The organism is Kutzneria kofuensis, from assembly GCF_014203355.1.
Classification (GTDB): Bacteria; Actinomycetota; Actinomycetes; order Mycobacteriales; family Pseudonocardiaceae; genus Kutzneria; species Kutzneria kofuensis.
Window position 1 is genome coordinate 3,723,463 of record NZ_JACHIR010000001.1, and the last position, 25,899, is coordinate 3,749,361.

A 25,899-nucleotide genomic window follows, 5' to 3' on the forward strand; every position below is an offset into this window, starting at 1 on the left:
AACGGTTGGGTGAATGGGGCCGATCCTGCGTACGGACGATCGAGGAGGGAACGGGTAGTGCGGCACACCCCGGGAGTGCGGGCGAGCTTCTGGCGACGGCGGCGGGTGCCGGTCCCGGCGCCCCAGCGGCAGCCCGCGGAAGTGGGCCCCGAGCTGCCGTCGGACGCCACCGTGAACATGGTGCTTGATCTCGCGCTGCGGATCGGCGAGGTGCAGTTGGCCAGTGGCGCGGCGGCCGCTGACGTGGCGTCGACGCTGCTGGCGGTGACCGCGGCGTACGGACTGCCCCGCTGCGAGGTGGATGTGACGTTCATCTCGATCTCCGTTTGCTGCCACCGCGGCACGGCCGCGTCGCCGGTCATGTCGATGCGCGTGGTCCGCTCCCGTGGTCTCGACTACACGCGGCTGGCGGGCCTGGAGGCGTTGGTCCGGCGGGTCATCGCCGGCCGGACGACGGCCGAGGAGGCGTCGGCCGAGCTGGACGCGATCAGCAGCGCCAAGCACCCGTATCCGCGCTGGCTGGCCACATTGGCGTGGGCGGCGATGGCGGCGTCGGTGGCGCTGCTGCTCGGCGGCGGCCCGATGATGGCGCTGGTCGCGGCCGCGGTGACGGCGGTGGTGGACCGGGTCGGCCGCATCCTCAACCGGCACAACCTGCCGTTCTTCTTCCAGCAGGTGGCCGGTGGTGCGCTCGGCGCCGCCGGGGCGCTGGTGGCGACGGCGACCGGGCTGGTGCCGCCGAACCAGCTGTCGCTGGTGGTCGCGGCCGGCATCGTGGTGTTGCTGTCCGGCCTGTCGGTGGTCAGCTCAGTGCAGGATGCGATCAACGGCTACAACGTCACGGCGTCCGGGCGCACGATGGAGACGTTGCTGATGTCCGTCGGCCTGATCACCGGCGTCGCGTTCGCGCTGCGCATCGGCGTGCATTTCGGCATCGGCTCCACGCTCGCCCCGGTGTCGCCGCTGAGCTTCGGCACCGTGCCGATCCAGATCGTCACCGGCGCGGCGGCCGCGGTGTTCTTCGCCCTCGCCAGCTACGGGCAGCCGCGGGCGCTGCTGGTCGCCGGCGTGTCCAGCGCGATGGGCGTCGGCGCCTACAGCACCCTGCAAGCCGCCGGCGCCGACGTGCTCACCGGTTCCGCCCTGGCCGCCGTGCTGATCGGCTTCTGCGGCCAGCTGCTGTCCCGCCGGCTGAAGGTGCCGCCGCTGGTGGTGGGGATCTCCGGCCTGACGCCGCTGCTCCCCGGTCTGACCACGTATCGAGGGCTGTACCAGCTGACCGTGCAGGGCGACGTGGCCGGGCTGTCGACGCTGGTGCTGGCCATGGGCATCGGCCTCGCCCTGGCCGCCGGCATGGTGCTCGGCGAATTCCTGGCCCACCCCGTCCGGACGAGGCTCGGCCGCCTCGAACGCCGCCTGCGCACCCAGAACTGATCGCACCCGATCCCCGCCCACGCACCCAGAACCGACCGGACCCGATCGCCGCCCGCCGAACCAGTCCCGCCCCGCACCGCGAACCGACCCCTGCCGCCCGCCCCACCCGCCGAACCAATCCCCGTCTCCGCCCCCACCAACACCCTTTGGAAAGGACCATTCCAGACGCTGAACGTCAGGAATGGTCCTTTCACTAGTTCCGGCCCGCATACCATTGCCCCATCGCGAATTGGGCCCGGGTGACGGTCGCCACTGCGGGTAGCCCCGTCGGCAGGACGCGCCTACCGCCGAAGCTGGTTAGCCTCGGAAGGCGCAGCGCCGCGAGCACCTGTCGAGGAGGCGTCACCCCGTTGAGCACCAACGGCTCGGATTTCATCGTCGTGGCCAACCGGCTTCCGGTCGACCTGGAACGCATGGAGGACGGCACCCAGCGGTGGAAACACAGCCCCGGCGGCCTGGTCACCGCGCTCGAACCGTTCCTCCGCTCCCGCAGCGGCGCCTGGGTCGGCTGGCCCGGCATCGCCGACGCGGAGGTGGAGGCGTTCGAGGAGGAGGGCCTGCGGCTGCACCCGGTGGGCCTGTCGGCGGCCGAGGTCCGCGACTACTACGAGGGCTTCTCCAACGGCACTCTGTGGCCGCTCTACCACGACGTGGTGGCCCCGCCGGTGTTCGACCGGTCCTGGTGGGAGAGCTACGTCAAGGTCAACCGCCGGTTCGCCGACGCCTGCGCCTCCATCGCCGCCAAGGGCGCGACCGTGTGGGTGCAGGACTACCAGCTCCAGCTGGTCCCGCAGCTGCTCCGGGAGCAGCGGCCCGACCTGCGGATCGGCTTCTTCCTGCACATCCCGTTCCCGCCGGTGGAGCTGTTCATGCAGCTGCCCTGGCGGACCGAGATCATCCGCGGCCTGCTCGGCGCCGACCTGGTCGGCTTCCACCGGCCCGGCGGCGCGCAGAACTTCCTGTGGCTGGCCCGCCGGCTGGTCGGCCTGGAGCCCAGCCGCGGCGCGGTCGGCGTGCGTACCCGTCCGGGTGTCGTCCAGGTGGGTGACCGCACGGTGCGGGTGGGTGCCTTCCCGATCTCCATCGACGCCGCCGGGCTGGACGCGATCGCCCGCAGCCGGGAGACCCAGGCGCGGGCCAAGCAGATCCGCGAGGAGCTGGGCAACCCGCGCCGGATCATGCTCGGCGTCGACCGGCTCGACTACACCAAGGGCATCGACGTGCGGCTGCACGCCCTGCACGAGCTGCTGGCCGAGGAACGCATCACCGCCGAGGACACGGTGATGGTGCAGCTGGCCACCCCCAGCCGGGAACGCGTCGAGCACTACAAACAGATGCGCGGCGAGATCGAACAGGTTGTGGGGCGAATCAATGGCGAGTTCTCCCGCGTTGGCCACCCGGCCGTGCACTATCTCCACCAATCAGTGGACAGGCGGGAACTGTGCGCGTTCATGAGCGCCGCGGACGTCATGGTCGTCACGCCTGTCCGAGATGGTATGAATTTGGTCTGCAAGGAGTACGTGGCCTGCCGATACGACCTCGGCGGGGCACTGGTCCTCAGCGAGTTCGCCGGCGCGGCCTCGGAGCTCACCAGCGCGTTCCTCGTCAACCCGCACGACCTGGACGGGGTGAAGAACTCGTTGTACGCCGCCCTCACCGTCGATCCGGCCGAGGGCCGCCGTAGGATGCGCGCACTGCGCCGTCAGGTCCTGACCCATGACGTCGACCGCTGGGCGCGGTCGTTCCTCGAGGCTCTGGGATCCGCGTCGCCCAACTGATTCAATTCAGTACCAGTGTGGCCCACAGTTGAATACCCCGAAAATCCCCCGAAAGCCTGAGGAGGAGGCGCGTGACCGCCGAGGCCCTCCCCGCGGAGCTCCGTCGCGCGCTCGTGCAGCTGGCACGAACGCCGCGACTGCTCGTCGCGTGCGACTACGACGGAACGCTCGCCCCGATCGTGTCCGACCCCGAACAAGCCCGCCCGTCCACCGAGTCGGTCGGCGCGCTGCGTTCGCTGGCCGGGCTCCACGAGACCACGGCGGCGGTGATCAGCGGTCGCGCCTTGCGCGACCTTGCCACACTGTCCCGCCTGCCCGGTGAGGTGCACCTGGTCGGCAGCCACGGCTCCGAGTTCGACGTGGGCTTCGTGCACGCCCTCGACGCCGACGCCAAGGCGCTGCACCGGCGCATCGAGCAGGCCCTGGACACCCTCGTCGCCGACGCGGAGGGCGTCCACCTGGAGAGCAAGCCCGCCAGCATCGCCGTGCACGTCCGCCGCGCCGCCCCCGAGGTGGGCGAGCGGGTGCTGGCCGCCGTCCGCTCCGGGCCGGCGACCTGGGACGGCGTGCAGGTCACCGAGGGCAAGGCGGTGATCGAGCTGGCCGTCGTGCAGACCGACAAGGGCCACGCGCTGGACGTGCTGCGCCACCAGGTCGGCGCGACCGCCGCGATCTTCCTCGGCGACGACGTCACCGACGAGAAGGCGTTCGCCCGGCTGACCGGCCCCGACCTGGGCATCCACGTCGGCGACGGCGACACGCTGGCCGGCTACAAGATCGCCGACACGGTCGCGGTGGCCACCGTGCTCGCGTTCCTGCTGGAGGAGCGCCGCACCTGGCTGTACGGCGAGCAGGCGCCGCCGATCGAGCGGCTGTCGATGCTGGCCAACGAGCGTTCGGTGGCGTTGGTGACGCCGGACGCCAAGATCACCTGGCTGTGCCACCCGGAGCCGGACTCCGCCGCGGTGTTCGCCGACCTGCTCGGCGGCCCCACGGCGGGCGTGTTCTCGATCAAGCCGGAGCGCAACGGCCTGCCCCTGGGCCAGCGCTACCTGCCGAACACGATGACCGTGGAGACGCGCTGGTCGCGGCTGCTGGTCACGGACTACCTGGACCACTACAGCGCGCCGCACCGCACCGACCTGATCCGGGTCATCTCCGGCGCGACCACCGCGAAGATCGAGTTCGCGCCGCGGCCCGAGTTCGGGCAGGTGCCGGTCGCGCTGGTCGCCGAGGACGACGGCCTCCGCGTGGTCGGCACCAGCGACCCGATCGTGCTGCGCTCGCCCGGCGTGACCTGGGAGATCAGCTCGGACGGCATGCACGAGACGGCGACCGCCATCGTCTCGCCCGGCCCCGACGCCCCGGTCGTGCTGGAACTGCGCTGCGGCACCGACGACCTGTCGCCGAACCCGGTCAGCGAGGCGGAGCGGCGCGCCCGCAGCGGCCGCTACTGGTCGGAGTGGGTGGACACGCTGACGCTGCCGCCGGTGGAGAAGGAGCTCGTCGCCCGGTCCGCGCTGACGTTGCGCGGGCTGGTGCACACCGAGACCGGCTCGATCATGGCCGCGGCCACCACGTCGCTGCCCGAGGAGATCGGCGGCGTCCGCAACTGGGACTACCGCTACTGCTGGCTGCGGGACGCGGCGCTGACCGCGCAGGCCCTGGTGTCGCTGGGTTCCACCAGCGAGGCCGAGGCCTACCTGGGCTGGGTGCACCGCGTGCTGGCCACGCTGCCCGGTCCGGAGCGGTTGCACCCGCTGTACACGCTGCACGGCACCACGCTCGGTCCCGAGGCCGTCATCGACACGCTGCCCGGCTACGCCGGCTCGCGGCCGGTGCGCGTCGGAAACCTGGCCAACCAGCAGGTGCAGCTGGACGTGTTCGGCCCCGTGGTCGACCTCGTCGCCCAGCTGACCGAGGCCCGCGGCAAGCTCACCGACGACGACTGGCGCATGGTGCAGGCCATGGCCGAGGCCGTGTCGCGCCGGTGGCACGAGCCTGACCACGGCATCTGGGAGGAGCGGCACGCGCCGCGGCACAACGTCTACTCGAAGGTCATGTGCTGGATGACCATCGACCGGGCGATCAAGCTGGCCGAGGGCTACGGGCGCGAGCTCGACCCGTCCTGGCCGGCGTTGCGCGACGCGATCGCCACCGACGTGCTGAAGAACGGGTGGAACGAGGAGGTCGGCTCCTTCACGACCGCCTACGACGGCACCGACCTGGACGCCGCGTCGCTGCACGTGGGGCTCACCGGTCTGATCGACCCGACCGACGAGCGCTTCCAGTCCACGGTCACCGCCATCGAGGCCGAGCTGCGCTCCGGTTCGACCGTCTACCGCTACCACCGGGACGACGGCCTGCCGGGTGACGAGGGCGGCTTCCACCTCTGCGCGGCGTGGATGATCGAGGCGTACCTGCTGTCCGGCCGGCGCACCGAGGCCGAGGAGCTGTTCGCCCAGCTCGTCGACTGCGCCGGCCCGACGGGCCTGCTGCCCGAGGAGTACGACCCGATCGCGGAGCGTTCGCTGGGCAACCATCCCCAGGCCTATTCACACCTCGGCCTGATCCGCTGTGCCCAGCTGCTCGCCAGTCACCAGTAACGGTCAGTAGCAAGAAGAAGGGGCCTTCCCTGGCGGAGGGCCCCTTCTCTGCACTTCGTCCACTATCGGGTCACCACTGCTCGCTACGCTGCGTGTCAGCACACATGGCGCTCGATCAGACGCTCACGCAGTCGAACCCCGAGTTGTCCACAGGGTTGTGCACAGAGCTTGTGCACAACTGTGGATGGCTGTGCACAACTCAGATGTCCAGCTTGATGGGGCCACCGAAGGGCTTGAGCATGGCCATCGCCATGGTGGGCACGTCGGCCTCCGCGCCGTGCTGGTCGGCGTGCGTCTTGATCAGGTTGACGGCGTGCCGCTCCCCCTCCGACCACGTCGACCACCGCTCCCGCGCCTGCGCGTCGAGGGCGGCGAAGTCGGGCGAGTCGACGGCGGTGACCTCGAGCAGCCAGCTCAGGTACGCCCGCAGGTCGGCGACGGCGGTCGAGCCGGTGCCCTGCATGGGACCGTGGCCGGGCACCAGGTGCCGGTGCTCCAGCGTGGTGAGCCAGTCGAGGGCCTGGATCCAGCCGGCGGCGGCGCCGGCCATCACGAGCGGCACCACGCCGACGAACACCAGGTCGCCGGTGAACAGCACGCCGTCGGCGGGCACGTGCACGACGAGGTCGCCGGCGGTGTGCGCGACCCACGGCACGGGCAGCAGGTCGGCGCTGACCCCGCCCAGCTCGACGGTGGTCGGCTCGGCCACCACCTCGTCGATCTTCGCCGGCGTGACGTCGCCCCAGCCATCGAAGGCGAACACCATCTCGTACAGGTGCGGCCCGGCGGCGATCATCTCCGCGGAGTGCCCGGTGGCCAGCACCCGGCCGCCGGCGCGGGCGATCTGGTTGGCGCCGTGGGCGTGGTCGCCGTGCCAGTGCGTGATCGCGGCGAGCAGCCGGTCGCCGTCGTGCCCGGTGTCCTCCCGGACGGCGTCGAGCAGCCGGGCCGAGCGGGCCTCGGTGGCCAGGGTGTCCACCACGAGCGTGCGTTCGCTGCCAGTGACCCAGCCGGCGTTGTTCAGGAACCAGCCACCGGTCGGCTGCTCGTACGCGCGGGTGGCCGAGCCGAGTGCATGCACCAACGGGGAATGCGACATAACCGCAGTCTCCCAGCCGTGAACGCGCGCGACCGCTTCGGGCAACTGGTGATGTGACCACGATGTCGAAAGACGACACGGGCGGACACGGGCGGCCGGATCCGAGGCATCCGATGACGGCGGACGTGATCGCGCGGCTGTACGACGAGCACGCACCCGCGCTTCGGCGCTACCTCGCGCGCCGCATCGGCCCGGAGACCGCGGACGACCTGGTCGCGGAGACCTTCCTGACGGCGATGACCCGGCACGCCGGCTACGACCCCGAGCGCGCGCCGATCCGGCCGTGGCTGTACGGCATCGCCACCAACCTGCTGCGCCGGCACCTGCGCCAGGAGCGCCGCCGCTACCAGGCGACGGCCCGGCTGGCGGCCCGCAACCTGCCCGGCGCCAACCATGACGGCCTGGTCGCCGACCGGGTCGACGCGGACGCCCGGGTGCGTGCGCTGGCGGCAGCGCTGGCCACGCTGTCCGGCCCCGATCTGGACGTGCTGCTGCTGACCTCGTGGGCCGGCCTGGACTCCAACGAGGTCGGCGAGGCCCAGGGCATCCCGGTCGGCACCGTGCGGTCGCGCCTGCACCGGGTGCGGAAGTCACTGCGAACCTGCCAAGGAGGATCCGATGCGCCGACTGTGGACTGACGACGAGCTCGATCAGGCCCTGGCCGAACTGCACGCCGACGTGCGCCCCACCCCGAACGGTCTGGCCGCTGTGCGGGAGCGGGTGCTGAACCCCGTCGCCACGCGCCGATTTCGCCGGCCGTGGCTGCCGATCGTCGCCGCCGCGGCGGCCGCCGCGCTGGTGACCGGTGTGCTGGTGCTGCTACCCCACACCGCGCAGCCGGCCGCTCCCCCGCGGCCGCCGAGCCCGGCGCCGGCCGGCCACCCGATCGGCCTGCCCGATCTGCTCGACCAGATCCGGTACAGCGACCCGACCGTCGCCCCCGGCCAGTACCGCTACGTGAGCTACCGGGAGTGGGCGAACAACGCGCACGGCGACCCGACCTCGGCGCTGACCGACCAGACGACCACGACCTGGCAACCGGCGAAGTGGACCGACGAGTGGCTGCGCCGTTCGTCGGTCTCGGGCCAGGTGCGCGCCAAGTACACGGACGGCGTCATCGAACTGACCGAACCGGAGAAGACCTTCACCATGGCCTTCGGCGACGGCCGGGCCGGCTGCGCCGACTTCGACGCGGCCAGCCCGAACTCCAACAGCAAGCCGTGCGTGAACCAGCAGGGCAGCTGGCTGCTGCCGACGCCGGACGGCTGGCGAGCCTGCCGAGGGACCCGGCCCAGCTGGCGGCCAAGCTGGCGGCCGACACGCCGCCCCAGGTCGGACCGCTGTACATGGCGATCCACGCGCTGAAGACCGGCGTCTTCCCGGCGAACATCCGCAGGACCCTGTGGCAGGCGGTCGCCCTGCTGCCCGGTGCCTACGGCCTCAGGGACGTCGCCGACCTGGACGGCCGCCCCGGCTACGCGATCGGTGTCCCCGACCACGGCGTCGACGACGAGATCCTGATCGACCCGGCCGACGGCGCCTACCTGGGCGAACGGCAGTTCAACGCGACCACCGGCTCGGTGCTCGTGTTCTCCGGGATGACCTATGGAGTTGTTGGCGGACAAGGGGTCACGCCCCGGTGATCACTTCTTCGCCACGTCGTAGAGCACCTGCAGGGCCGCCCCCAGGTCGTTGACGACCAGGGCCCGGATCTCCGGGGGGAGGGGGCCGGAGTCCGGCGGGACCAGCGCCCGGGTGAAGCCGAGCCGAGCAGCCTCGGCCAGGCGTCGCCCGACGCCGGTGACCCGCCGGATCTCGCCGGCCAGGCCGACCTCGCCGACCGCGACGACGTCCGCAGGCAGGGCCGCGTCCACCGTGGCCGAGGCGACCGCGAGCGCGATGGCGAGGTCGGCCGCCGGCTCGGTGATCCGCATGCCGCCGACCGCGGCGGAGAACACGTCCTGGTCGGTCAGCCGGACCCGGCCGCGCCGCTCCAGCACCGCGAGGATCATCGCCAGCCGGGCCGAGTCGAGGTCGCTGACCGCGCGGCGCGGCGCCGGCAGCCCCGTCTTCGACACCAGCGCCTGCACCTCGGCCAGCAGCGGCCGCTTGCCCTCCATCACCACCGTGACGGCCGTGCCCGGCACGCCCACGTCCTTGCGGTTCATGAACAGGCCGGACGGGTCCGGCACGCCGACGATGCCGTCGTCGCGCAGCTCGAAGCAGCCCACCTCGTCCGCCGGCCCGTACCGGTTCTTCACGCCCCTGACCAGGCGCAACGTGCTGTGCCGGTCGCCCTCGAACTGCAACACCACGTCCACCAGGTGCTCCAACACCCGCGGGCCGGCGATCGAGCCGTCCTTGGTGACGTGGCCCACCAGCACCACCGGCAGCGCGTTCTCCTTGGCCAGCGCGATCACCGCGGACGCCACCGCCCGCACCTGGGTCACGCCGCCGACGACGCCGGTGTCCTCGGTCGACTGGATGGTCTGCACCGAGTCGACGATCATCAGGCCCGGCTTGACCTCCTGCACGTGGCTGAGCACCGCCGACAGGTCGCTCTCCGCCGCCAGGAAGATCTCCGGGTGCAGGTTGCCGGTGCGCTCCGCGCGCAGCCGCACCTGCCCCGCCGATTCCTCGCCCGTGACATAGAGAACCGACCCCGCGCTGCCCTGTTCGGCCCAACGGTGGGCCACCTCCAGGAGCAATGTCGACTTGCCCACACCGGGTTCGCCGGCCAGCAGCACCACCGCGCCCGGCACGATGCCGCCGCCCAGCACCCGGTCCAGCTCGTCCACGCCGGTGGGCCGTGCCTTGCTCTCCTCGACGTCCACCTCGGAGATGCGACGGGCCGGCGAACTCGGCGCGCCCGCGGCGATCCGGGCCAGGCCGGACCGAGCCGGCGCCCGCTCCTCGACCGTGCCCCAGGCCTGGCACTCCGGGCAGCGGCCGACCCACTTGGCGACCTCGAAGCCGCACTCCGCGCACCGGTAGCTGGCCTTCGCCGGCTTCGTGTTCTTGACCACGAGCCAACGCTAGCGATCAGGTCTGACAGTTTCTTCGCCGCCCGTGCCGGGCGGGGCTCGGCCGCTCTAAGCCGGTGCCTTCACTTGCCAGCTTTCGCCCGCCGCGTCGGCCGGGTGGCGGGGCGCGTCGGGTGGCGGCGGTCGAAATCTGCCAACCACTCCAGGCACCGGCGCGGCCTCGCGACTGGTGGGGCCGGCGTGGTCAGAAACTCAGTTGTCGGAGCGCGGGGAGCGGTCCGCGGCGATCGGCAGGTTCAGCGTCAGGTCACCAGCGTTGGCGAAGGTGAAGGTGACCTGCACGGTCTGGCCCGCCTGCAGCTTGTCCAGGTTGAGGCCGACCAGCTGGATCCGGATGGTGCCGACCGGCAGGTTCGGGTCGCTGCTGACGGCGGTGGTGGTCGTCGCCGACGTCGCGCTCGTGCCGCTGGTCGAGGTGCCGCTGGTGGACGTCCCCGTGGTCGACGTGCCGGTGGTGGAGGTCCCGGTCGTCGAGGTGCCCGTGGTCGAGGTCGGCGCGGCGGACGTCGTGGTCGCCGGTGAGGCGGCGGTGGCCGACGCGGCGATGGCGTGGAAGCCCGGGATGGTGGCATCGCCGACGATCTGCGCGCCCGAGCTGAACTGCGGGCTGCTGACGGAGGTCAGCTTGTCCGCCGTCTGGCCGGAGTTGGCGATCGTCACGATGAGGGACGCGCTGTCGCCCCGGCTGTAGTAGCGCTTGCCGGTCGGGTAGGCCAGCTGGGCATCGCGCACCGCGATCTGCTTGACGGTGCCCATCGACCCGTTGACGGCCGGCACCTGGCTGGCGGTCTGGGTGATCTGGCCCGCTCCGCAGCCGGCCACGAGGAGGGCGGCGCCGATCCCCAGCACGGCGGGAAGCAGGCGCAGTCGCGTGATCAGGTTCTGCTCAGCGCTGCTCACTGTGGCGGGATCCTTCCTTGGCGCACCTCAAACTCCGACACGTGGCCCGAAGCCTAACCACTGCCCTCCAGCGTCCGCGCACTCGGTGCCCGTTCGCGCTGTCCACTGTGGATCAACAGGGGGTGGGCAGCACGTCGAAACGGGGTTTGTCAACCCCCCGTGCGGCCGCTGACCTGCGGTAACGGATCTTCGGCCCGGGGCGCGCGAGTTGCCGGACGTGTTAAGCTAGGGTCAGCGAAAGGGGCAGAGGACACATGGTTTTCAAGGTCGGAGAGACCGTCGTCTACCCGCACCACGGTGCCGCTCTCATCGAAGCGATCGAGACCCGTCTGATCAAGGGCGAGGAGAAGAAGTACCTCGTCCTCAAGGTCGCCCAGGGCGACCTGACGGTCCGCGTGCCTGCTGACAACGCCGAGATCGTGGGTGTGCGGGACGTCGTGGGCCAGGACGGGCTGAACCGGGTCTTCGAGGTTCTGCGTGCTCCCCACACCGAGGAGCCGACCAACTGGTCCCGGCGGTACAAGGCCAACCTGGAGAAGCTCGCGTCCGGCGACGTGAACAAGGTGGCCGAAGTGGTGCGTGATCTGTGGCGGCGCGAGAAGGACCGCGGGCTGTCCGCCGGCGAGAAGCGCATGTTGGCCAAGGCACGGCAGATACTGGTCAGTGAGCTCGCACTGGCCGAAGGCACTGACGAAGACAAGGCCGAGGTCCTGCTGGACGAGGTCCTCGCTACCGCATCCTGAATTCGTTGAACACTCCGGTGGCCGCGGACGCGCGCGTGGTGGCGCTCGTGCCCGCGGCCGGCCGGGGAGTACGCCTCGGCGCTCCCATCCCGAAGGCGCTGGTCCCCGTGTGCGGGGCTCCCCTCCTGGTCCACGCCGTACGCGGCCTGCTCGCCGCCGGCTGTGTCGACCAGGTGGTCGTCGCGGCCCCGCCGGACATGGTGGACGTGGTCGTCGACGCGCTGAGTGAGTTCGGTCCCACCGTCCGTGTCGTGCCCGGCGGTGAGGAACGCTCCGACTCGGTGCGGCTCGCCCTCGACGAGGCCGTGGCCGTCCATCCCGACACCCGTGTCGTCCTCGTGCACGACGCGGCCCGTTGCTTCACCCCGCCGGAGGTCATCCGCGGGGTCGTCGACGCGGTGCGGGCCGGCGCGCCGGCCGTGATTCCCGTGCTGCCGGTCGCGGACACCGTCAAACAGGTCGATTCCGAGGGCCGTGTGGTCGCCACCCCGGATCGGTCGCGCCTGCGGGTGGTGCAGACCCCGCAGGGCTTCGACGTCGACTTGCTGCGCCGGGCCCATGATCAGCAGGATGCCCCGGTGACCGACGACGCCGGTCTGGTCGAGCGGCTGGGCGAGCCCGTCGCCACGGTCGCCGGCCACCCCCATGCGCTGAAGATCACCACTCCGTTCGACCTGGTGGTCGCCGAGGCGCTGTTCTCAGGAGCCGAGCTGTGACATTCCTCCCCCGCGTAGGCGTGGGCACCGACGTGCACCCGATCGAAGCCGGCCGTGACTGCTGGCTGGCCGGGCTGCACTGGCCGGACGCCGACGGCTGCGAGGGCCACTCCGACGGCGACGTCGCCGCGCACGCGCTGTGTGACGCGCTGCTGTCCGCCGCCGGGTTGGGCGATCTGGGCGCGGTGTTCGGCACCGGCGACCCGCGCTGGGCCGGCGCCAGCGGCGTGACGCTGCTCACCGAGGTGCGCAAGCGTCTCGACGAGGCCGGCTTCACCGTGGGCAACGCGGCGGTGCAGGTCATCGGCAACCGCCCGAAGATCGGCAAGCGTCGGGACGAGGCGCAGCGGGTGCTGTCCGACGTGATCGGCGGCCCCGTCTCGGTGTCCGGGACGACGACGGACGGCCTGGGGCTGACCGGGCGCGGCGAGGGCATCGCCGCCGTCGCCACGGCTCTGGTCGTGCCGACCGCCGGGTGATTCGCCTCACGACGCGGTAGGTGACCGGCTGCGCCGGCCGCGTCACCGTCCACTGTGGACATCGGGCGACCGCGTCACTTTCCCTTGGGCACAGCGGTCCAGACCAACTACGTTGGAAACGTGGCTGACATCCAAGGTGTCCTGTTCGACTTCTCCGGCACGCTGTGCCGCCTCGAGTTCGGCTCCGGCGTGCTGGACGGCCTGATGGACGACGCGGGCGCGCCGCTGGAGATCACCGACCAGGTGGAGCTGATGCGCCGGCTCACCGCGCCCGTCGGCATCTCCGAGGGCCTGCCGCCGGAGCTGCACGAGGCGTGGCACCGCCGCGACCTCGACACCGAGGTGCACCACACCGTCTACACCGCCGCGCTGCGCGCCGCCGGGCTGCCCGACGCCGCCGCGGAGGTCGTCTACCGGCGGATGTGCGACGGCGAGAACTGGACCCCCTACCCGGACGTGCTGCCGGCGCTGCGGGCCGTGCGCGACGCCGGCCTGAAAAGCGCCGTCGTCAGCAACATCGGCTGGGACATCCGCCCGGTGCTCGCCCAGCACGGCATCGCCGATCTTGTCGACGAGATCGTCATGTCCTATGTGGAGGGACACGTCAAGCCGGAGCCGGAGATCTTCGCCGCTGCGTGCGAGCGGCTCGGCGTCGAGCCGGCGCGGGCGCTGATGGTCGGCGACAGCGAGGAGGCCGACGGGGGCGCCGCGGCGCTGGACTGCTCGGTGGCCATCGTGGACCCGCTGCCCACCGCCGAGCGGCCGGACGCGCTGCTGTCGGCGCTGTCCGCTTACGGCATCTCCCAAACTCACTCTTTCCGGGGATAATCCCAACGGGCCCGGCGGCTACCGGTGACAGCCGTTAGCCGCCGGCCGAGATTAACTCCCACGGGTGAGAAAAAGGCGCGAAAAAAGGCCTTTCTCAGCGGGTCGACACTGGCCTCACCTGCGAGTACACGGTCTCCCCCTTCCAGGGATACCAGTCACGATCTTCGGCTAATACGGTCGCGAGGAATTCTCCTGCCAGCGCAACCGAGGAGCCGTCAGGTGAGCAGGTCACGCGCCAAATCAACGTCGATACTGGCCGCATTCACGTCGCTAGCACTGGTGGCCGGTGGCGCCGTGCTCGCGCCGACGGCGGTGGCCGCCGGGCCGACTGTGCCGGCCGGCTGTGTCGGCGGCATCGCGCCCAACCCGAGCGTCGAGCAGACGGGTAGCGGCGGCGCCCCCGCCGGCTACACGTTCGCGCCGGCCTCGCCGGTGCCGTCGGGCACCCCGAACAACAAGCAGCCCAAGCTGTACACCGACGGCACCTACCCCCAGGACGGCAAGCTCTACGCGCTGATCTCCACGCCGGACGGCAACGTCAGCACCGCGTACGCGAGCGTGCCGAAGGTGTTCCCCGGCGGCATCTACACGCTGACCGACTGGACCGGCACGCACGCGTCCAACCTGGCCCAGAACGGCAACGACCAGTACACCGGCCTGCGGTTCTACGACTCCGGCGGCAAGCAGCTGGCGCAGACCCAGTTGAAGGTCACGCACGACGTCAACACCGACAACAAGGTCGGGCGGCAGGACTTCGCGCCGTACACCGCGCCCGCCGGCACCGCGGCGGTGAAATTCTTCGCGTCCACCAATTACAACTGGGTGAAATGGGACTGCGTCTTCCTCCAGCTCGCCGCGTACAGCGTGCAGAAGGAGGTGCAGAACCCGGCCACCGGCGCCTGGGGCCCGAGCGCCACGATTCCGGCCGGCGGCACCGCGAACTACCGCATCACCGTCACGAACGAAGGCACGCAGCAGCTGACCGGCATCACGGTGAACGACCCGTGGTGCACGACGCAGCCCGCTGGCAGTCCCTTCACGCTGGCCGCGGGCGCGAACAAGCAGCTGACCTGCTCACACACCAACGTCGCGGCCGGCGATGACGGCCACGTCAACACCGCCACGGTGTCCGGCGTGACGTCTCCCGGCGGCAAGTTGCCGGACCAGACGGCGAAGGCGACGATCACCGTCTCCACGCCCACCCCGCCGGTGACCAACAAGCTCGGCGACTTCGTCTGGGCGGACACCAACCGCAACGGCATCCAGGACAACGGCGAGCCGGGCCTCCAGGGCGTCACGGCGACGCTGAAGGGCCCGAAGGCCGGCACCACGACCACCGATGCCAACGGCAAGTACCTGTTCGACAACCTGCCCGACGGCACCTACAGCGTCTGCTTCGACCTGTCCAAGCTGCCGACGCAGTACGCCGACTACAAGCCGACCAAGCAGAACGCGGCCGGCCACAACGGCACCGACTCCAACGCCGACTCCGCCGGCTGCACCGCGTCCACCACGCTCGGCGCGGCCAAGCGGCAGGACCTCACGCTGGACGCCGGCATCTCGGGGCCGCCCAACCAGCTCGGCGACTATGTCTGGGTCGACACCAACCGCAACGGCCTCCAGGACAACGGTGAAGCCGCCGTCCAGGGCGTCACAGCGACCCTGAAGAACGACCAGGGCACGACGCTGGGCACGACGGCCACCGACGCCAACGGCAAGTACCTGTTCGACAACCTGGCCGACGGCACCTACCAGGTGTGCTTCGACCTGGCCAAGCTGCCGGCGAAGGTCGGGGGCTACCAGCTGACGCAGGCCAACGCCGCTGGTCACAACGGCACCGACTCCGCCGCCGACCCGTCGACCTCGTGCACCACCACGACGACGCTGGGCACCGGCAAGCGGCAGGACCTGACGCTGGACGCCGGCCTGGTGCCGCCGACGAACAAGCTCGGCGACTTCGTCTGGCTGGACAGCAACAAGAACGGCATCCAGGACGGCGGCGAGCCGGGCGTTCCGGGCGTCACCGTGACGCTGAAGGGCACCGCGTACAAGACGACCACCGACGTGGACGGAAAGTACCTGTTCGACGAGCTGCCGGACGGCACCTACACGGCGTGCTTCGACGTGAGCACCGCCCCGGCGCAGTACGTCGGCTTCACCCTCACCAAGCCGAATGCCGCCAACCACAACGGGACGGACTCGACCGCCGACGCGGCGACCAAGTGCGCCGCGCCGGCCACGCTGGGCCCGGACAAGCGCCAGGACCTCACCCTGGACGCCGGTCTCGTCAGCCCGCCGAACAAGCTCGGTGACTTCGTCTGGGTCGACACCAACAAGAACGGCATCCAGGACGGCGGCGAGCCCGGTGTCCAGGGCGTTCCGGTGACGGTCAAGGACAACTCCGGCAAGGTCGTCGGCACGGCCACCACCGACGCCGATGGCAAGTACGTCGTCGACAACCTCAACGACGGCACCTACACCGTCTGCTTCGACCTGTCCAAGCTCCCCGCGAAGTACGGCGACTACCAGCTGACCAAGGCCAATGCCGCCAACCACAACGGGACCGACTCCGCGGCGGACCCCGGCAGCGCCTGCACCGCGCCGACCACGCTCGGCTCGGGCAAGCGGGAGGACATGACACTGGACGCCGGCATCCAGCCGCCGGTGAACCGCCTCGGCGACTACGTCTGGGTGGACAGCAACCGCAACGGCATCCAGGACAGCGGCGAGCCGGGCGTGCCGGGCGTCACCGTGACGTTGAAGGGCACGCAGTCGGCGACGACCACCACGAACGGCAACGGCAAGTACCTCTTCGACAACCTGCCGGACGGCACCTACAACGTCTGCTTCGATCTGGGCAAGCTGCCGTCGCAGTACGGCGACTACGCGGTGACCAAGCAGAACGCCGTCAACCACAACGGCACCGACTCGGCGGCGGACAACGCCGGCTGCACGATGACCACCACGCTGGGCGCCGGGCACCGGGCCGACATGACCTTGGACGCGGGCATCGTGAACCCGCCGAACAAGGTCGGTGACTACGTCTGGGTCGACACCAACCACAACGGCATCCAGGACGGCGGTGAGCCGGGCCTGTCCGGCGTGACGGTGAACCTGACCGGCACGCAGACGGCGTCGACCACCACGGACGGCAACGGCAAGTACCTGTTCGACAACCTGCCGGACGGCACCTACCAGGTGTGCGTGGAGTTGTCGAAACTCCCGGCCACATATGGGGATTACATCTTCACGCAGCAGAACGCCGCCAAGCACAACGGCACCGACTCGGCCGTCGGGACCAACGGCTGCACGGCGGAGACGACGGTCGGCCTCGGCCACCGCTCGGATCTGACGCTGGACGCCGGCATCTCCGCGCCGGCCAACCGGCTCGGCGACTTCGTCTGGGTGGACGGCAACCACAACGGCATCCAGGACGCCGGTGAGCCCGGCGTGCCGGGCGTCTCCGTGACGCTGAAGGGTGCCACCACGGGCAGCACGACGACCGACGCCAACGGCAAGTACGCCTTCGACAACCTGCCCGACGGCACGTACACGGTCTGCTTCGACGTCGCGAAGTTGCCCGCGCAGTACGGGGATTACGCGCTGACGAAGCAGAACGCCGCCAGCCACAACGGCACCGACTCCGCGGCCGACACCGCCGGCTGCACGATGACCACCACGCTCGGGGTCGGGCACCGGCAGGACCTCACGCTGGACGCCGGCATCTCCGCGCCGCCGAACCAGCTGGGCGACTTCGTGTGGGTGGACGGCAACCGCAACGGCATCCAGGACGCCGGTGAACCCGGCGTACAGGGCGTCGCCGTGACGCTCAAGGGCACCGCGTACGCCACGACCACGGATGCCGGCGGCAAGTACCTGTTCGACAACCTGCCCGACGGCACATACACGGTCTGCTTCGACGTGGCCAAGCTGCCGGCGCAGTACGGCGAATACCAGGTGACCAAGCTGAACGTCGCCAACCACAACGGCACCGACTCCGCGGCGGACCCGGCCAACGGCTGCACGAAGTCGACGACGCTCGGCGTCGGCCACCGCAAGGACCTGACCCTGGACGCCGGCATCGTGGCGCCGGCCAACCGGATCGGCGACTTCGTCTGGTCGGACAAGAACGGCAACGGCATCCAGGACGCGGGCGAGTCCGGTATCCCGGGCGTCACCGTCACGCTGAAGGGCACCTCGTACAGCACGACCACGGATGCCAGCGGCAAGTACCTGTTCGACAACCTGCCCGACGGCACATACACGGTGTGCTTCGCGGTGACCGGCAAGTACGCGGTGACCAAGCAGAACGCGGCCAACCACAACGGCACCGACTCGGCGGCGACGCCGGCCTCGGGCTGCACGCCGAGCACCACGGTCGGGGCCGGGCACCGGCAGGACCTGTCGATGGACTGCGGCGTCGTGCCGCAGGCCGCGCCGGTCACCCCGGGCGTGCCGACCGACCGTGAGCCGGCCGAGCTGGCCTACACCGGTGCGGACAGCGCGGGCCTGGTGGCGCTGGCCGGATGGCTGCTGGCCATCGGCGGCGGGCTGGTGCTGCTGACCCGCAGGAGGAGGACGAACAGCTGACGCGAAGGGGCGCCGTCCGCACGGGCGGCGCCCCCTCTTACGCTCCGTGACCTGGGCGAATGTAAGGGTGGCGCGGGGGTGCGTACCATTTGCGTGTGAGCCTTCACCTCTACGACACCGCGACCCGCAGTCTGCGGGCGTTCCAGCCTGCGCGCAGTGGAACCGTGTCGATCTACGAGTGTGGGGCCACAGTGCAGGGCGTGCCGCACATCGGCCACATCCGTGGCGCGATCAACTTCGACGTGCTGCGGCGCTGGCTGGCGCACGACGGCACCGACGTGCTGCACGTGCGCAACGTCACCGACATCGACGACAAGGTGCTGGCGAAGGCCGCCGCGGCCGGTCGCCCCTGGTGGGAGTGGGCGGCCACGCACGAGCGCGTGTTCCTGGACGCCTACGAGTCGCTGGGCTGCCTGCCGGCCTCGGTGTCGCCGCGTGCCACCGGGCACGTGACGCAGATGGTCGAGCTGATGCAGCGGCTGATCGACGCCGGGCACGCCTACGCCGCCGACGGCGACGTGTACTTCTCGGTCGCGTCGTTCCCGGAGTACGGCGCGCTGTCCGGGCAGAAGCTGGACGAGGTGGCCCAGGGCGAGTCCGCGGCCACCGGCAAGCGGGACCCGCGCGACTTCACCCTGTGGAAGGGCGCCAAGCCCGGCGAGCCGTCCTGGCCGACGCCCTGGGGCGCCGGCCGGCCCGGCTGGCACCTGGAGTGCTCCGCGATGTCCACGTACTACCTGGGCCCGGAGTTCGACATCCACGGCGGCGGGCTGGACCTGGTGTTCCCGCACCACGAGAACGAGCAGGCGCAGTCCCGGGCCGCCGGCGACCCGTTCTCCCGGTACTGGATGCACTGGTCATGGGTCACCATGAGCGGCGAGAAGATGTCCAAGTCGCTGGGCAACGTGGTGTCCATCCCGCAGATGCTGACCAAGGCGCGGGCCGTGGAGCTGCGCTACTACCTGGTCGGCCCGCACTACCGGTCGACCATCGAGTACTCGGACGCGGCGTTGGACGAGGCCGTGTCGGCGTACGGGCGGATCGAGAACTTCCTGCAGCGGGTGGTGCAGCAGACCGGCAGCGTGGAGCCCGGTGTGCTGTGCGCCGACTTCACCGCCGCGATGGACGACGACCTGGCCACCCCGGCCGCGCTCGCCGCCGTGCACAGCACCGTGCGCGAGGGCAACGTGGCGTTGGACGCCGGTGACCAGGACGCGGCCCGCGGCGCGGCCGGCTCGGTGCGCGCCATGATGGACGTGCTCGGGCTGGACCCGTTGTCCGACAAGTGGTCGCGATCGTCCACTGCGGACAACTCGATGCAGCAGGCGCTCGACGTGCTCGTCGGCCACCTGCTGGAGGAACGGCAGCGGGCCCGGGCGGAGCGCGACTTCGCGACCGCCGACCTGCTGCGCGACCGGCTGTCCAAGGCCGGCATCACCGTCGAGGACACCCCCGGCGGTCCTAAGTGGAGCTTGTGAGGAACTGACTGATGGCGGGTAACTCCCAGCGGCGTGGCGCCATGCGCAAGGCCGGCACGAAGAAGGGCGCCGTCGTCGGCTCGGGTGGCCAGCGCTCCAAGGGCCTGGAGGGCAAGGGGCCGACGCCGAAGGCCAAGGAGCGCACCGGGCATCCGGCACAGCGCAAGGCCAACGCCGCCGCCGCGCGCCAGGAGCAGCAGCAGAAGCGGCAGAAGAAGGCGGCCAACTCGGCCGAGACGGTCGCCGGCCGCAACCCGGTCGTGGAGTGCCTGCGGGCCGGCGTGCCGGCCACCGCGCTGTACGTGGCGATCGGCATCGACACCGACGAGCGCGTCGCCGAGTCGATCAAGCTCGCCGGCAACCGGGGCATCTCCGTGCTGGAGGTCGCCCGCGGCGAGCTGGACCGGATCACCGCCGGCGCCATGCACCAGGGCCTCGGGCTGCAGGTGCCGCCGTTCGAGTACAGCCACCCCGACGAGCTGCTCCGGCAGGCGCACGACAGCGGCGAGCCGCCGCTGCTCGTCGCCCTGGACGGCGTCACCGACCCCCGCAACCTCGGTGCGGTCGTGCGCTCCGCCGCCGCGTTCGGCGCGCAGGGCGTGCTGCTGCCGCAGCGGCGCAGCGCGAGCATGACCGCCGTGGCCTGGCGGACCAGCGCCGGCACCGCGGCCAAGATGCCGATCGCGATCGCCACCAACCTCACGAGGACGCTGAAGGACTGGGCGTCCGAGGGCCTGATGGTGATCGGTCTCGACGCCGACGCCACCATCTCCGTCGACGAGCTCGAACTCGCCACCGGGCCGCTGGTCGTCGTCGTCGGCTCGGAGGGGCGCGGGCTGTCCCGGCTGGTGCGGGAGACCTGCGACCAGACCGTGTCCATCCCGATGGCCGCCGGCGTCGAGTCGCTCAACGCCTCCGTGGCCGCCGGCGTCGTGCTCGCCGAGGTGGCAAGGCGCCGAAGGGTGGCCGGCCGGATCTGACGTTCGGCCGTTCGGCCGCTCGGTCTTGGGTTAGGGTCGACCGTGGCGTCCCTGACCCGAGGCCGAGGATGAACTTCGTCAGCCCGCTGTTCCTGTGGTACTTCGTGCCGGTCGTGCTGCTGGCCGTGCTCGTCACGCCACGCGGTTGGCGCAACGGCGTTGTCGCCGTGGCCAGCCTGGTGTTCTACGCCGCGGGCGCCGGGCCGACGACGGTGCTGCTGCTGTGCAGCATGGCCATCAACTACCTGGCCGGCCTGGTGCTCGAACCGGCGACCAGCCGGCTCGGCGAGAACGACCGCCGGGTCGTGCTGGCCGGTGTGATCGCCGTCAACCTCGCCGCGCTGGTGGTGTGGAAGTACGCCGGATTCCTCACCGAACAGGCGAACAACATCGCCAAGCTGTTCGGTGGCGGCGTGCAGGTGGCGCAGGTCGCACTGCCCATCGGCATCTCGTTCTACACGTTCCACCACATCTCGTACCTGGTGGACATCCACCGCGGCGAACGCACCGCCGCGCGCAATCCCGTGGCCTTCATCGCCTACATCGCGATGTTCCCGCAGCTGGTCGCCGGGCCGATCGTGCGGTACCGGGAGATCGCCGATCAGTTGCCGCAGCAACGATTTCACCGCCTCGACGACTTCGCCGCCGGCTTTCCCCGGTTCGCGCTGGGGCTGAGCAAGAAGGTCATCGTCGCCGACCAGCTCGGGCCGGTCGTCGCCACCTGCTTCGACACCTCGCCGCACGAGATGACCTTCGGCATCGCCTGGCTCGGCGCGATCGCGTACACCCTGCAGCTGTACTTCGACTTCTCCGGCTATTCGGACATGGCCATCGGTCTCGGACGAATGCTCGGTTTCCGGCTGCCCGAGAACTTCGCCCGCCCGTACTCGTCGGTCACCGTCACCGAGTTCTGGCGGCGCTGGCACATGTCCCTGTCGCGGTGGTTCCGCGACTACGTCTACATCCCGCTCGGCGGCAACCGCCACGGCGTGGCCAAGACGTACCGGAATCTCGGGATCGTCTTCGTCCTCACCGGTTTCTGGCACGGCGCCAACTGGACGTTCCTGGTCTGGGGCCTGTACCACGGGGCCCTGCTGGTGATCGAGCGTGGCCTCGGCACCGGCAAGGCCCCCGATGTTCCCCTGCACCGCCTGCTCCGCCGCGCCGGCACCCTGCTGCTCGTCGTCTTCGGCTGGGTGCTCTTCCGCGCCCCCGACCTCGGGCAGGCGCTGGTGATGATGGGGCACATGCTCATCCCCGACTTCGCCGGCCTCGGTGACGTCGTCGGCCCCACCCTCAACAACCAGCGCACCCTCGTCCTGCTGCTGGCGCTGCTCATCGTCCTGATGCCCGCCCGCCCCGCCACCGGCCGCTTCCTCGAGTCCGCCCGCAGCCGCCCCGCCGTGGCCCTGCGCGCCGCCGTCATGGTGCTCGGCCTGCCCTACGCCGCCATCCTGTTGGCGTCCGGCACCTTCAGCCCTTTCCTCTACTACCAGTTCTGACCGACCACGGCATCGATCTCGATCTCGACGAGCCAGGCGGGGTCGATGAAACCGCTGACCTGGACGAAGGTGCAAGCGGGGCGCACGTCGTGGAAACGCTCGCCGTGGGCCCGGGCGGCGTCCTCCCAGCGGGCGATGTCGGTGAGCATGATCCTGGTCCGGATGACGTCGTCGAGCGAGGCGCCGACGTCGGCCAGAGCCTGCTCGGCGATGTCGAAGCAGCGCACGGTCTGCGCGTGGAGGTCGTCGGTGACGACGCCGATCGGGGCGGTGCCGGCGACGGCCACCCAGGGCCCGATGCGGACCGCACGGGAGAAGCCGATTCGCGGCTCCAGGGGTGAACCGGAGGAAGCGGACCGCCGGTTCACTGCGCGCCGTCGACCGGCAGCAGTCCGCGCTCGGCGAAGACCTCCTTGGCCACGTTGGTGGCGTTGAGCGCACGGGGAAAGCCGCAGTAGCCGGCGGCCTGCAGCATCGCCTCGATGATCTCGGCCGGCGTGAGGCCGACGTTGAGCGAGGTGTTGACGTGCACGCGCAGCTGCGGTTCGCAGCCGCCGAGCGCGGTCAGCATGCCGATGGTGACCAGCTGCCGGTCCCGCGGCACCAGCTGCGGCCGCGAGTAGATCTCGCCGAAGCCCCAGGCGACGAGCTGGTGCCCCAGTTCGGGAGACACGTCGGCGAGGGATTCGACGACCGCCGGTCCGATCCCCCCGCTGACCTCGTTCAGCAGCGCCATTCCCCGGTCGAACCGGGCCTGCCGATCATCGTGCTCGGTCATAGGCCCACCTTACGGCGTCACCCATTAGGATCATGCGGTGATGGCGTTCGACGGTCACGTCTGGATCCACGACGGCCAGCTCTACCTCAGCGGAAACCCCCACGGCAGCCCCGACTGGGACCGGTGTTTCACCGCGAACCCGGTCGGCATCGTCGGCGTCTACGGCGGCGAGGCGATCCTGCTCACCGGCCTGCACACGGGCCACGTCGGCGTCCGCGTGGACGTCGCCGAGGCGGACCCGGGCGCGCAGCTGGAGCGCTACGAGGACGTGGTGGAGATCGACTTCGTCCCGACCGAGGACGAGCTGCACCTGGTCGAGTGGGCCGGCGAGGACAGCCACCCGCTGGGCGCGCTGCCGAAGGGCCCGGGCAATCACCGTTTGCGTTACCACGCAAGGGGAATGGACGCGGGGCACGATCTGGACACGGCGGATGAGCACGACGACGAGCCGGTGGACGAGTACCTCGTGCAGGTTTGGCCGGCACGCCCGTCCATGCCGGCCACCCTCAAGCTGACGAGTGCCTACGCACGGGCGTGCCAGAGCAGCTAACCCTTGCGCCCCACCGTGAGGAGGTGCGAGGAGACCCCCAGCACACTGGGCTCGGTCTCGACGAGTCGCAGCGCCCACAGCAGCCGTTCGCGCCGCTCGGGGTCGGCGAACCGGGCCTCCATCTCGTCGTCGGACAGCGCCCGCGCACTGCCCTCGATGGCGAACACCTGCGGCGCAAGGAATCCCGCTTCCAACGCCTCCTGGACGGACTCCTCGGGGCGATGGAAGTACGTGTGCGTGAACCAGTTGAACGGCCGGTCCTCGGGCGGGCGGTGATGTCCATCGACCACAGTGGACTTGACCAAGTTCCGGAATTCCTCGTGCTGGAACAGATCCCGATAGAGGCCGTCGTGGAAGGACGAGAACCGCGAGATGGTGGCGGCAGCGACATGTCCGCCGGGCTTCAGGACCCGGTGCGCCTCACGCCAAGCGGCCAGCCGGTCCTCAAGAGTCAGCAGGTGGTACAGCGGCCCGCACATGAGCACGAAGTCGTACGACGCGTCGGCGGCGTCCAGCTTACGCGCGTCGCCGAGAACCGCGTTCACACCGGAGATGTCGGCCGCCTTACCCACGTGCAGCGGCACGGCGTCGACGAGGTCGACCCGGTGGCCCAGTTCGGCCAGCCAGCGCGCATGCACCCCGGTCCCGCCACCGACGTCCACAACGGACGCGGGCGCCGCCGGCAGGTAGCGCTGAACGAGTTCCTTGGTGCGCAACAGTTCCAGCAGCCCGGCGCCCCCGCCGAGCCGCCCGTCCTCTTCGTCCCGCTCGTAATAACGCTGCATCTTTCGACGGTAGCGAGCGGGACCAGCGATTATCTCAGTCGGCGTAGCGGATCTTGATGTCGCCGGCGCTCACGCTGCCCTCGACGTGCAGCACCGGCAGGTTGGGACGGCCGGGCGAGTTGACCTTGTTGGTGAGCCGGCCGCTGCCGACCGACACCGACTCGACCACCACGGTCCAGCCGTGCGGCACCAGCACCTTGATGTTGCCCCAGCCGCACTCGGCGTGCAGCCACACGTCGCGGTGCCGGCAGATCGCCTCGCTGAAGTCGATCTTCACGTTGCCCATCGAGCAGCGCGCGTTGATCCGGCTCGGCACGATCCACTCGCCGACCTGGTTGACGTTGCCCATGCCGGCGTTGAGCTCCAGCGGCCGCTCGGCCTCCGCCCCGGCGCCGGGCGTGGTCAGCGCGACGGTGCCGTTCTGCACGGCGGCGGGCAGGTCGGCCAGGATCGCGGTGAGCTCGCCTCTCACCTTGGCCGACGCGGCGATCGCGCTGCGCTCGCCGAACTCGTCGATGGTGATCATCCCCTGGTCCAGCGCGTCCTGGAGCAGCACGCCCGCCCGCTCACGCTCGACGTTGGACACACGGAGGTTGGCCGGGTCGATCGGGGTGATCTCGTCAGTCATGGTTCAACGCTAGTACGGATCGACTGGCGTTCTCTTGGGGAAAGTCCCCGATTTCGACTCAGGGACGGCCCGCACCTACGGCCAGATGGGCCGACGCGAGGCCACGCCCGCTGCCGATCCGCCGCGCCCGGAGCACGCCGACCAACCGGCACACCAGGTAGATGAGGAACGAGATGGCCGTGACGAACGCACTCACCGGCTTGCCCGGCACCAGCGACAGCACGATGCCGCCGAGCACTGCCAGCTCCGCGAACACGATCGACAGCACCGTTGCCACCACCGGCGACGCCGTCACCCGCGACGCGGCCGCCGCCGGCGTGATCATCAGTGACAGCACCAGCAGCGAGCCCACGGTCTGCACGCCCAGTGCGGTCGCCACACCCACCAACACGGCGAACACCGGCGACAACACCCGCAGCGGCACCCCGCGTGCGGCGGCGACCTCCGCGTCCACGCTGGCGAACAGCAGCGGCCGGTAGATCAGCGCCAGCACCACCAGCACTCCCACCGCCGCGCTGACCAGAAGCACCAGGCTGCCGGGGTCGACGCTCGCGATCTGCCCGATGAGCAGGCCGAACTTGTTGGCGGAATTGCCTTCGTAGAACGACAGCAGCAGCACGCCCACGCCCAGCCCGAACGCCAGCACCGCGCCGATGACGGAGTCGTGCTCCGACACCTTGCGGGTGAGCAGGCCCAGGATCACCGCCGCCACCACCGCGCCGATCAGTGATCCGTAGCCGACGTTGATGCCCGCCAGCAGCGCCGCCGCCCCACCGGTCAGCGCCAGCTCGCTGGTGCCGTGCACGGAGAAGGCCATGTTGCGGGTGACGATCAGCGGCCCCAGCACCCCGGCCAGCACGCCGAGCACCGCCGCGGCGACCAGCGCCGTGCCGACGAAGGGAAGGAGGAGGAGGGTGGTGGAGATGTAGTCGGACATCAGGACTGCGCCTCCCGACGCACGGCGACGACGAGCGGAAGGGC

At 70.7% G+C, this 25,899-nt stretch carries 23 protein-coding genes; 15 read left to right on the forward strand and 8 right to left on the reverse strand.

From position 1 onward, the window contains the following. The first annotated feature begins 57 nt into the window (after window positions 1–57). From BJ998_RS17030 to otsB, 3 genes are all read left to right on the forward strand, one after another. On the forward strand, window positions 58–1,434 hold the full coding sequence (locus tag BJ998_RS17030; RefSeq protein WP_312890160.1) for a threonine/serine exporter family protein: 1,377 nt from the start codon (window positions 58–60) through the stop codon (window positions 1,432–1,434). A gap of 350 nt (window positions 1,435–1,784) precedes the next feature. After that, window positions 1,785–3,212, forward strand: coding sequence for an alpha,alpha-trehalose-phosphate synthase (UDP-forming) (locus BJ998_RS17035; protein WP_246488610.1), 1,428 nt, complete (start codon window positions 1,785–1,787; stop codon window positions 3,210–3,212). 71 nt (window positions 3,213–3,283) lie between these two features. Then, window positions 3,284–5,818 carry a trehalose-phosphatase gene (gene otsB / locus BJ998_RS17040; protein ID WP_184862845.1) on the forward strand — a complete coding sequence of 845 codons (2,535 nt, stop codon included), beginning with the start codon at window positions 3,284–3,286 and terminating at the stop codon, window positions 5,816–5,818. Between the two features lie 199 nt (window positions 5,819–6,017). Here the strand turns inward: otsB and BJ998_RS17045 are convergent, their stop codons facing one another. Beyond that, a complete protein-coding gene (locus tag BJ998_RS17045) occupies window positions 6,018–6,917 on the reverse strand; it encodes an MBL fold metallo-hydrolase (protein WP_184862847.1) in 900 nt (299 codons plus the stop codon). Between the two features lie 113 nt (window positions 6,918–7,030). On the opposite strand from BJ998_RS17045, the gene BJ998_RS17050 reads away from it, so the two are divergent. Genes BJ998_RS17050 through BJ998_RS17060 form a run of 3 tightly spaced genes read left to right on the forward strand, consistent with a single transcriptional unit; the run spans window position 7,031 to window position 8,560 of the window. Then, a complete protein-coding gene (locus BJ998_RS17050) occupies window positions 7,031–7,555 on the forward strand; it encodes an RNA polymerase sigma factor (RefSeq protein ID WP_246488611.1) in 525 nt (174 codons plus the stop codon). Further along, on the forward strand, window positions 7,536–8,282 hold the full coding sequence (locus BJ998_RS17055; protein WP_184862851.1) for a hypothetical protein: 747 nt from the start codon (window positions 7,536–7,538) through the stop codon (window positions 8,280–8,282). Before BJ998_RS17050 ends, BJ998_RS17055 begins: the two co-directional genes overlap by 20 nt. Then, window positions 8,264–8,560, forward strand: coding sequence for a hypothetical protein (locus tag BJ998_RS17060; protein ID WP_184862853.1), 297 nt, complete (start codon window positions 8,264–8,266; stop codon window positions 8,558–8,560). Before BJ998_RS17055 ends, BJ998_RS17060 begins: the two co-directional genes overlap by 19 nt. Here the strand turns inward: BJ998_RS17060 and radA are convergent, their stop codons facing one another. After that, window positions 8,561–9,943: a DNA repair protein RadA gene (gene radA, locus BJ998_RS17065; RefSeq protein WP_184862855.1), complete on the reverse strand. Its 1,383-nt coding sequence runs from the start codon at window positions 9,941–9,943 to the stop codon at window positions 8,561–8,563. 210 nt (window positions 9,944–10,153) lie between these two features. Then, entirely contained in the window at window positions 10,154–10,861 is a 708-nt protein-coding gene (locus BJ998_RS17070) for a hypothetical protein (RefSeq protein WP_184862857.1), read from the reverse strand. 254 nt (window positions 10,862–11,115) lie between these two features. Between BJ998_RS17070 and BJ998_RS17075 the strand changes: the two genes are divergently transcribed. From BJ998_RS17075 to BJ998_RS17110, 8 genes are all read left to right on the forward strand, one after another. Beyond that, window positions 11,116–11,604, forward strand: coding sequence for a CarD family transcriptional regulator (locus BJ998_RS17075; protein WP_043719844.1), 489 nt, complete (start codon window positions 11,116–11,118; stop codon window positions 11,602–11,604). Window positions 11,605–11,609: 5 nt separating this feature from the next. Beyond that, window positions 11,610–12,320, forward strand: a complete 711-nt coding sequence (gene ispD, locus BJ998_RS17080) for a 2-C-methyl-D-erythritol 4-phosphate cytidylyltransferase (protein WP_221338039.1) — start codon at window positions 11,610–11,612, stop codon at window positions 12,318–12,320. Next, window positions 12,317–12,799 (forward strand): 2-C-methyl-D-erythritol 2,4-cyclodiphosphate synthase, encoded by a 483-nt coding sequence (gene ispF, locus BJ998_RS17085; protein WP_184862859.1) that lies wholly within the window; start codon window positions 12,317–12,319, stop codon window positions 12,797–12,799. The genes ispD and ispF overlap by 4 nt, the downstream gene beginning before the upstream one ends. A gap of 120 nt (window positions 12,800–12,919) precedes the next feature. After that, window positions 12,920–13,627 carry an HAD family hydrolase gene (locus BJ998_RS17090; RefSeq protein WP_312890161.1) on the forward strand — a complete coding sequence of 236 codons (708 nt, stop codon included), beginning with the start codon at window positions 12,920–12,922 and terminating at the stop codon, window positions 13,625–13,627. A 219-nt stretch (window positions 13,628–13,846) separates the two neighbouring features. Continuing rightward, window positions 13,847–18,217 (forward strand): SdrD B-like domain-containing protein, encoded by a 4,371-nt coding sequence (locus tag BJ998_RS17095; protein ID WP_184862861.1) that lies wholly within the window; start codon window positions 13,847–13,849, stop codon window positions 18,215–18,217. A 95-nt stretch (window positions 18,218–18,312) separates the two neighbouring features. Next, on the forward strand, window positions 18,313–19,695 hold the full coding sequence (cysS, locus tag BJ998_RS17100) for a cysteine--tRNA ligase (RefSeq protein WP_184862863.1): 1,383 nt from the start codon (window positions 18,313–18,315) through the stop codon (window positions 19,693–19,695). A gap of 11 nt (window positions 19,696–19,706) precedes the next feature. After that, the gene (gene rlmB, locus BJ998_RS17105) at window positions 19,707–20,675 is read left to right on the forward strand and encodes a 23S rRNA (guanosine(2251)-2'-O)-methyltransferase RlmB (RefSeq protein WP_184862865.1); all 969 of its coding nucleotides are present in this window, start codon (window positions 19,707–19,709) and stop codon (window positions 20,673–20,675) included. Window positions 20,676–20,743: 68 nt separating this feature from the next. Further along, the gene (locus BJ998_RS17110; RefSeq protein ID WP_184862867.1) at window positions 20,744–22,177 is read left to right on the forward strand and encodes an MBOAT family O-acyltransferase; all 1,434 of its coding nucleotides are present in this window, start codon (window positions 20,744–20,746) and stop codon (window positions 22,175–22,177) included. Here the strand turns inward: BJ998_RS17110 and BJ998_RS17115 are convergent. Then, the gene (locus BJ998_RS17115) at window positions 22,165–22,545 is read right to left on the reverse strand and encodes a RidA family protein (RefSeq protein WP_184862869.1); all 381 of its coding nucleotides are present in this window, start codon (window positions 22,543–22,545) and stop codon (window positions 22,165–22,167) included. The two genes, BJ998_RS17110 and BJ998_RS17115, sit on opposite strands and share 13 nt — an antisense overlap. Next, a complete protein-coding gene (locus BJ998_RS17120) occupies window positions 22,542–22,955 on the reverse strand; it encodes a carboxymuconolactone decarboxylase family protein (RefSeq protein ID WP_184862871.1) in 414 nt (137 codons plus the stop codon). Before BJ998_RS17120 ends, BJ998_RS17115 begins: the two co-directional genes overlap by 4 nt. A 40-nt stretch (window positions 22,956–22,995) precedes the next feature. Between BJ998_RS17120 and BJ998_RS17125 the strand changes: the two genes are divergently transcribed. Then, on the forward strand, window positions 22,996–23,505 hold the full coding sequence (locus BJ998_RS17125) for a hypothetical protein (protein WP_184862873.1): 510 nt from the start codon (window positions 22,996–22,998) through the stop codon (window positions 23,503–23,505). Here BJ998_RS17125 and BJ998_RS17130 read toward each other — a convergent pair. Genes BJ998_RS17130 through BJ998_RS17140 form a run of 3 tightly spaced genes read right to left on the reverse strand, consistent with a single transcriptional unit; the run spans window position 23,502 to window position 25,855 of the window. Next, on the reverse strand, window positions 23,502–24,290 hold the full coding sequence (locus BJ998_RS17130; protein ID WP_221338042.1) for a class I SAM-dependent methyltransferase: 789 nt from the start codon (window positions 24,288–24,290) through the stop codon (window positions 23,502–23,504). The genes BJ998_RS17125 and BJ998_RS17130 overlap by 4 nt on opposite strands. Window positions 24,291–24,324: 34 nt before the next feature. Continuing rightward, window positions 24,325–24,918, reverse strand: coding sequence for a DUF1707 SHOCT-like domain-containing protein (locus BJ998_RS17135; RefSeq protein ID WP_184862875.1), 594 nt, complete (start codon window positions 24,916–24,918; stop codon window positions 24,325–24,327). 58 nt (window positions 24,919–24,976) lie between these two features. Further along, on the reverse strand, window positions 24,977–25,855 hold the full coding sequence (locus tag BJ998_RS17140) for a metal ABC transporter permease (protein WP_184862877.1): 879 nt from the start codon (window positions 25,853–25,855) through the stop codon (window positions 24,977–24,979). Between the last annotated feature and the right edge of the window lie 44 nt (window positions 25,856–25,899).

Bases quoted from the DNA above. Each gene is read 5' to 3' on its own strand.
- BJ998_RS17135 (WP_184862875.1), bottom strand. From the start codon at position 24,918: ATGACTGACGAGATCACCCCGATCGACCCGGCCAACCTCCGTGTGTCC.
- BJ998_RS17130 (WP_221338042.1), bottom strand. From the start codon at position 24,290: ATGCAGCGTTATTACGAGCGGGACGAAGAGGACGGGCGGCTCGGCGGG.
- BJ998_RS17125 (WP_184862873.1), top strand. From the start codon at position 22,996: ATGGCGTTCGACGGTCACGTCTGGATCCACGACGGCCAGCTCTACCTC.
- BJ998_RS17045 (WP_184862847.1), bottom strand. From the start codon at position 6,917: ATGTCGCATTCCCCGTTGGTGCATGCACTCGGCTCGGCCACCCGCGCG.
- BJ998_RS17055 (WP_184862851.1), top strand. From the start codon at position 7,536: ATGCGCCGACTGTGGACTGACGACGAGCTCGATCAGGCCCTGGCCGAA.
- BJ998_RS17120 (WP_184862871.1), bottom strand. From the start codon at position 22,955: ATGACCGAGCACGATGATCGGCAGGCCCGGTTCGACCGGGGAATGGCG.
- BJ998_RS17050 (WP_246488611.1), top strand. From the start codon at position 7,031: ATGACGGCGGACGTGATCGCGCGGCTGTACGACGAGCACGCACCCGCG.
- BJ998_RS17140 (WP_184862877.1), bottom strand. From the start codon at position 25,855: ATGTCCGACTACATCTCCACCACCCTCCTCCTCCTTCCCTTCGTCGGC.
- BJ998_RS17060 (WP_184862853.1), top strand. From the start codon at position 8,264: ATGGCGATCCACGCGCTGAAGACCGGCGTCTTCCCGGCGAACATCCGC.
- rlmB (WP_184862865.1), top strand. From the start codon at position 19,707: ATGGCGGGTAACTCCCAGCGGCGTGGCGCCATGCGCAAGGCCGGCACG.
- BJ998_RS17075 (WP_043719844.1), top strand. From the start codon at position 11,116: ATGGTTTTCAAGGTCGGAGAGACCGTCGTCTACCCGCACCACGGTGCC.
- BJ998_RS17110 (WP_184862867.1), top strand. From the start codon at position 20,744: ATGAACTTCGTCAGCCCGCTGTTCCTGTGGTACTTCGTGCCGGTCGTG.